This window comes from Mesorhizobium sp. M1A.F.Ca.IN.022.07.1.1 (assembly GCF_003997575.1).
In the GTDB taxonomy this organism is placed as follows: domain Bacteria; phylum Pseudomonadota; class Alphaproteobacteria; order Rhizobiales; family Rhizobiaceae; genus Mesorhizobium.
The window spans coordinates 1-6,965 of record NZ_RZST01000311.1 but is presented as its reverse complement, the minus strand read 5'-3'; the positions used below and the strand labels follow the sequence as shown (position 1 = coordinate 6,965).

The following is a 6,965-nucleotide window of genomic DNA, read 5'->3' as shown; positions in this document are numbered from 1 at the left end:
CGCCGAAGTGAACCCGGTGACCGATCCGGCGCCGGTCGTGAAAGGGGTCGAGCCGGTCGCCGAGCCGCCGGTCGTTTCCGACAAGGCGGCGGAGGCCGAACCGGCGGAGACAGCAGCTGCGCTCAGCGAGCGGCCGCCGCTGGACGAGGTCGTGCCCGACCCTGTCGAGACAGCTACTCCCGACGTCGTCGTTCCGCTGCCGCAGCCAAAGCCTTTCGAGGCGCAGCCGAAGGCAAGCCAGCTCGTCGAGGCGAGGAAAAAAGTGGAAAAGAAGCCGGTCGAAAAGCCGAACCAGAGGAAAAGGGCAAAGGCCGCGCCGCCAAAGGCCGTGACGATGGCCGGCATCGATGCCAACGCAGGCGCGAAGGCCGCCGCGCCGCAATCCTCCGACTCGGTGTCGCGATCGAGCGTCAGCCCGTCGCGCTGGAATTCCAACTTGGCGGCATGGATCAGGCGGCATACCCGCTATCCGAGCGCGGCGCGCTCCAGGCGCGTCGAGGGCACGCCTACTGTAACCTTCACGGTAGACGTCTCCGGCAGGGTAGTCTCTGCCCGGCTGGCGCAATCCTCGGGCGATCCGGATCTCGATCGCGCCGCGCTCGGCGTGTTGCAGGGCGCGTCGGTGCCGGCGCCGCCGGCCGAACTCGGCGCCCACGTCACCCGCACCGCGCCTTTCGTCTTCAGCCTGCGCGATTAGATGCCCCGCCGCGCCATGCAACTTTGAGGCTTGACTGGCGGGCGGTAGGGAATAGGGTAGCTGCGAACATATCGGCCTCGGTCGCCGGACGGCAAGAATGCCTCGTATGCCTCGCCTGTCGGCGGCGGCTGCGGGGCTTTTTCATTTTTGGGGCATTGCTTGAAACGGCGTATCGAGATCGGCGTCCTCTATTCGCGATCCGGCAGCTACCAGCTCGTCTCGGACGCGTGCCGCACGGGCGCGATGCGGGCGATCGCCGACATCAATGCCGACCGAAGCTGCGGGATCGAGCTGGTGCCGGTCGAACGCGATCCGCAAAGCAATGCCGACCGCTACGCCTCACTTTGCGAGGATATCTTCCGGACCAGCAGCGCCCGCCACGTGATCGGCTGCATTACCTCCTGGAGCCGCAAGGAGACGATCCCTGTGCTGGAGAAGGCCGGCGGCATGCTCTGGTATGCCTGCCCCTATGAGGGGTTCGAGGCCAACGAGCATGTCGTCTACATGCATGCCTGCCCGAACCAGCATCTGGTTCCGCTGATGGCTCATGTAGCGCCGCGTTTCGGCGCCAACGGCTTCCTGCTCGGCTCGAACTATATCTGGGGCTGGGAGATGAACCGCGTCGCGCGCGACCTGATCGCCGACGCTGCGGGCAAGGTGCTCGGCGAGCGCTACCTGCGCATCGGCGAAACCGACGTTTCGCGCCTGATCGATGAAATCCGCGCCACGCGGCCGAATTTCATCCTCAACAACCTCATCGGCACCTCGTCCTATGCCTTCCTGGCGGCATATCGCGACTTGGGACGCGAGAATGCGGCCTTCAAGGCCGATGCCTGCCCGGTCATATCCTGCAATCTCACCGAGGGCGAGTTGCCGGCGATCGGCGAAACGGGCAGGGGCCATTTGTCGGCCGGACCCTATTTCGCGCCGCGCCCGGCTGCCTTCGCCTCGTCCTTCGAGGCGTCCGCCTATGCATCGGTGCAAGTGATGGCGGACGTGCTCTCCGGCGTTCCCGACGCCGGCCCGGCGGCGTTCTCAAAAGCCTTCGCCGGGCGCCGCTTCACGACGCGCCTGGGGCCTATCGCAATCGATCCGCACACGCAGCATGCAACCCTGCCGGTGATCATCGGGCGCATCGCCGATGGATTTTTCGAGGTCGTCAGCCGCGAGGAAGAGGTGGCGCCCGATCCCTATCTGTCGCGTTACGACCCGGCGAAGACCTTCGGCCGTCCGCGGCTCAGGGTGGTGTCGTGAGCCGGTCCGCACGCATCCCCAATCTTGGCGGCGCGCGGGCTTTCGTGCTGCATCGCCCGCACGCGACGGTGCAGGCGATCACCAGGCAGCTGTCGGCGATCGGCCTTGAGGCGGTCGAATGCTGGCCGCAATTGCCGGCAGAGGCGCTTGCCGCGGATTTCGTCTTCTTCGACGCCGATCTCGGCTTCGACGAGCAGTTCCCGTGGCAGCCGGGCGAGGCGCCGATGCCCCTGGTGGCGCTGATCGGTTCGGAAGCGCCGGGCCGCATCGAATGGGCGCTGTCGCAAAAAGCCGACGCGCAATTGTTGAAACCGGTCGGCAATGCGGGCGTGTACAGCGCGCTGCTGATCGCCCGGCAAAGCTTCGAGGCGGGGAAACGGCTGGCCGACGAGATCGCGTCGCTGCGCCAGCGCGTCGGCGAGCGCCAGACCATCGTGCGCGCGGTCGCGGCGCTGTCGAAAGGCAGCGACGACGATCGCGCCTATGCGCAGTTGCGGTCGCTGGCGATGAGCTGGCAGATCAGCGTCGAGGAAGCGGCCCGGCGGATCGTGGCGATGACGGAAAATGAGGATGGCGGTGACCAATCCCATCGCGCCTGATCTCCCGGCGCCGGGCCAAATGCCGGTCAAGCCGCGCGCCGGCGTCTGGCGCCGGCTGCTCAAGCGGCCGCTGGCGCTGCTCGGACTCTTCATCGTCGCCGTCGTGCTTGCTGGCGCCATCCTGGCGCCGTGGCTGACCGGCTACGATCCCAACGAGCAGATGTTCGACGGACTGACGCTGGAAGGTTCGCCCTTGCCGCCGAACGCCAAGTTCTGGCTGGGTACCGACCTGCTCGGCCGCGACCTGTTGACCCGCATCCTGTTCGGCGCCCGCACCTCGCTGATCATCGGCATCGTCGCCAACGGCGTGGCGCTTCTGATCGGTACGCTGGTCGGCGTCACGGCCGGTTATTTCCGCGGCTGGATCGGCAGCGCGCTGATGCGCTTCACCGACCTGATGATGGCCTTCCCGGCACTGCTTCTCGCCATCTGCCTGGCGGCGGTGTTCGAGCCGAGCCTTTGGATCGTTGCCATGGTGATCGCGCTGGTCAACTGGGTGCAGACCGCGCGCGTCATCTACACCGAAACCTCGTCGCTGTCGGAGCGCGAGTTCATCGATGCCGAGCGCACGATAGGGGCGAGCGCGCCGCGCATCCTGTTGCGCCATATCCTGCCGCATCTGCTGCCGACCATCATCGTCTGGGGCACGCTCGGCATCTCGACCACGGTGCTGCTCGAAGCCACGCTCAGCTATCTCGGCATCGGCGTGCAGCCGCCGACGGCCTCCTGGGGCAACATCATCTTCGAGAACCAGACCTATTTCCAGGCGGCGCCCTGGCTGGTGTTCTTCCCCGGCGCCGCGATCCTGGCGCTTGCGCTTGCCTTCAACCTGATCGGCGACGCGCTGCGCGACATCCTCGACCCGACGCAGAGGGGGCGGGCATGATCGCCTATCTCGGCCGACGTCTCATCCAGTCGCTACTCATCCTGCTCGGCGTCTCGCTGATCACCTTCGCGCTGCTCTATCTGCTGCCGGCTGATCCAGTGCGCCAGATCGCCGGCCGCAGCGCGACGCCCGACACGGTTGAAAACATCCGCAGGCAGCTCGGCCTCGACCAGCCCTTCATCGTCCAGTACTGGCACTATCTCACAAGGCTGCTCAGCGGCGATCTCGGCCGCTCCTACATCCAGCGCTCGGAAGTCACCGAGCTCATCGTCTCGCGGCTGCCGGCGAGCCTGCTTCTGATGGTCGGCGCCATCCTGTGCGAGCTCGCGATCGGCCTTACCATGGGCCTGATCGCCGCCGTCAAGCGCGGCACCTCCACCGATCAGACCTTGATGGTCGCCTCCTTCGTCGGCGTCTCGGCGCCGCAATTCGTCGTCGGCCTGCTCCTGCTCTATGTCTTCGCCGTCCGGCTCGGCTGGTTCCCGATCGGCGGCTACGGCAGTTGGCGGCATCTTGTGCTGCCCTCGCTGACCATGGGCATACTCGGCGCCGGCTGGTATGCGCGCATGATGCGCTCGTCCATGATCGACGTTCTGCGCCAGGACTATATGCGCACCGCCCGCGCCAAGGGCCTGGCGCGCGGCGCCATCCTGTTCCGCCATGCGCTGCCCAACGCCATCCTGCCGGTGGTCGCCATGATCGGCATCGACATCGGCGTCTTCATGGGCGGCATCGTGGTGGTCGAAAGCGTCTTCGGCTGGCCCGGCATCGGCCAGCTCGCCTGGCAGGCCATCCAGCGCGTCGACATCCCGATCATCATGGGCGTCACCCTGGTCTCGGCCTTCGCCATCGTGCTCGGCAACCTGCTGGCCGACATCATCGCGCCCTTCATCGACCCCCGAATTAAACTCAGATGAACAAGGCAACAACCAGAGAAAGGGAACAGTGACATGAGACGATTTCTGGCATCCACCGTGGCGGCCTCGGCGCTTGCGCTGATGCTCGGCATGGCAAGCGCGCGCGCCGACGACGCGGTCGACCCTAACGCCAAGCAGGGCGGCGCCATCACCATCACCTACAAGGACGATGTCGCGACGCTCGATCCGGCGATCGGCTACGACTGGCAGAACTGGTCGATGATCAAAAGCTTGTTCGATGGCCTCATGGACTATGAGCCCGGCACCACCAAGCTGAAGCCCGACCTTGCCGAAAGCTACGAGATCTCGCCGGACGGCAAGACCTTCACCTTCAAGCTGCGCCACGGCGTGAAGTTCCACAATGGCCGGGAGATGACGGCCGACGACGTCAAATACTCGCTCGACCGCGTCACCAATCCGAAGACGCAGAGCCCGGGCGCCGGCTTCTTCGGCTCGATCAAAGGCTATGACGAGGTCGCCGCCGGCAAAGCGAACAGCCTCTCCGGCGTCACCGCGGTCGATCCCTATACGATCAAATTCGAGCTGACCCGCCCGGACGCCACCTTCCTGCATGTCATGGCGATCAATTTCTCGCATGTGGTGCCGAAGGAGGAGGTCGAGAAATACGGCGCCGACTTCGGCAAGCATCCGGTCGGCACCGGCGCCTTCAAGCTTGCCGAATGGACGCTCGGCCAGCGCATCGTCTTCGAGCGCAACCCCGACTACTGGCACAAGGGCCTGCCGCATCTCGACAAGATCACCTTCGAGATCGGCCAGGAGCCGATCGTGGCGCTGCTGCGCCTGCAGAAGGGCGAGATCGACGTGCCCGGCGACGGCATTCCGCCGGCCAAGTTCCAGGAGGTGATGAACGATCCGGAGCAGAAGGCCCGCGTCGTGGTGGGCGGGCAATTGCACACCGGCTACATCACCATGAACACCACCATGCCGCCCTTCGACAATGTGAAGGTGCGCCAGGCGGTGAACATGGCGATCAACAAGGACCGCATCGTTCAGATGATCAACAACCGCGCGGTGCCGGCCAATCAGCCGCTGCCGCCGTCGATGCCCGGCTACGACAAAGCTTTCAAGGGCTACCCCTATGACGTCGCCAAGGCCAAGGCCCTGCTTGCCGAGGCCGGCCACCCAGATGGCTTCGAAACGCAGTTGTTCGCCATGAACACCGACCCCAATCCGCGTATCGCGCAGGCGATCCAGCAGGATCTGGCGGCCATCGGCATCAAGGCCAGCATCCAATCGCTCGCCCAGGCCAACGTGATTGCCGCCGGCGGCGACAAGTCCGGCGCGCCGATGATCTGGTCGGGCGGCATGGCCTGGATCGCCGATTTCCCGGATCCGTCCAACTTCTACGGACCGATCCTCGGCTGCGCCGGCGCGGTGCCGGGCGGCTGGAATTGGGCGTGGTACTGCAACAAGGATCTCGACGCCAAGGCTGCCGAGGCCGATTCGGTCGTCGATCCGGCAAAGTCCGCGGATCGCGAGAAGATGTGGAGCGCGATCTACGACAAGATCATGGAGGACGCACCCTGGGCGCCGGTCTTCAACGAGCAGCGCTTCACGCTGAAGTCGGCCCGCATGGGCGGCGCCGACAATCTCTATGTCGACCCGGTCCATATCCCGATCAACTACGACAATGTGTATGTGAAAGATGTGCAGTAACTGCGACTACACCATCCACGGGCGCCATCACCACTTCGGCTGGGACAATTCCTTTGCCCCGGCCGAGCGCGTGGCACCTGGCTCGACGATCGAGTTCCAGTGCCTGGATTCTTCCGGCGGGCAGCTCAAGGCCGACAGCACCGTCGGCGATATCGCCAATCTCGATTTCGGCATGATCAACCCGGTGACCGGGCCGATCTTCGTCGAGGGCGCCGAGCCCGGCGACGCGCTGAAGGTGACGATCGAAATGTTCAAGCCGTCCGGCTTCGGCTGGACGGCGAACATTCCGGGCTTCGGTCTGCTTGCCGACGACTTCAAGGAGCCGGCACTCAACATCTGGAAATATGACCCCGGCTCGCTCGAGCCGGCGCTGTTCGGCAGACAAGGCCGCGTGCCCCTGAAGCCGTTTGCCGGCACGATCGGCAACGCGCCGGGCGAGATGGGCCACCATTCGGTGGTGCCGCCGCGGCGCGTCGGCGGCAATCTCGACATAAGGGACCTTGCCGCCGGCACCATTCTCTATCTGCCGGTGGAAGTGGCAGGCGCGCTGTTTTCGGTCGGCGACACGCATGCCGCGCAGGGCGACGGCGAAGTGTGCGGCACTGCGATCGAGAGTCCGATGGACGTCGTGCTCAAGCTCGACCTCGTGAAGGACGCGCGGCTGAAGACGCCGCGCTTCACCACGCCGGGCCCGGTGACGCGGCATCTCGACGCCAAAGGTTATGAGGTGACGACCGGGATCGCGCCTGACCTGATGACCGGCGCCAAGCAGGCGGTCAGTCAGATGGTCGACCTGCTGGCCGGCCGATACAAGCTCGACCCGGTCGACGCCTATATGCTGGTCTCGGTCTGCGGCGATCTCAGGATCAGCGAGATCGTCGACATGCCGAACTGGGTGGTGTCGTTCTACTTCTCGCGCTGCGTGTTTGAATGAG

The 6,965-nt window shown here is 65.4% G+C and carries 7 protein-coding genes; all 7 read left to right on the top strand.

The annotated features are described in order from the left end of the window. Positions 1–697, top strand: a 697-nt coding sequence (locus EOA75_RS26095) for an energy transducer TonB (protein WP_164747564.1), incomplete at its 5' end; no start/stop codon positions are given. A gap of 159 nt (positions 698–856) precedes the next feature. Then, positions 857–1,951 carry a transporter substrate-binding protein gene (locus EOA75_RS26090; RefSeq protein WP_127325500.1) on the top strand — a complete coding sequence of 365 codons (1,095 nt, stop codon included), beginning with the start codon at positions 857–859 and terminating at the stop codon, positions 1,949–1,951. Continuing rightward, positions 1,948–2,550, top strand: coding sequence for an ANTAR domain-containing protein (locus EOA75_RS26085; RefSeq protein ID WP_066998217.1), 603 nt, complete (start codon positions 1,948–1,950; stop codon positions 2,548–2,550). The genes EOA75_RS26090 and EOA75_RS26085 overlap by 4 nt, the downstream gene beginning before the upstream one ends. A 19-nt stretch (positions 2,551–2,569) precedes the next feature. Then, positions 2,570–3,436, top strand: coding sequence for an ABC transporter permease (locus EOA75_RS26080; protein WP_206517037.1), 867 nt, complete (start codon positions 2,570–2,572; stop codon positions 3,434–3,436). Further along, positions 3,433–4,353, top strand: coding sequence for an ABC transporter permease (locus EOA75_RS26075; protein WP_066998214.1), 921 nt, complete (start codon positions 3,433–3,435; stop codon positions 4,351–4,353). The genes EOA75_RS26080 and EOA75_RS26075 overlap by 4 nt, the downstream gene beginning before the upstream one ends. A gap of 33 nt (positions 4,354–4,386) precedes the next feature. Continuing rightward, positions 4,387–6,030, top strand: coding sequence for an ABC transporter substrate-binding protein (locus EOA75_RS26070; protein WP_095827469.1), 1,644 nt, complete (start codon positions 4,387–4,389; stop codon positions 6,028–6,030). Beyond that, complete coding sequence (locus tag EOA75_RS26065) at positions 6,020–6,964, top strand: acetamidase/formamidase family protein (protein WP_127325498.1); 945 nt, start codon at positions 6,020–6,022, stop codon at positions 6,962–6,964. The genes EOA75_RS26070 and EOA75_RS26065 overlap by 11 nt, the downstream gene beginning before the upstream one ends. Position 6,965: the final 1 nt, after the last annotated feature.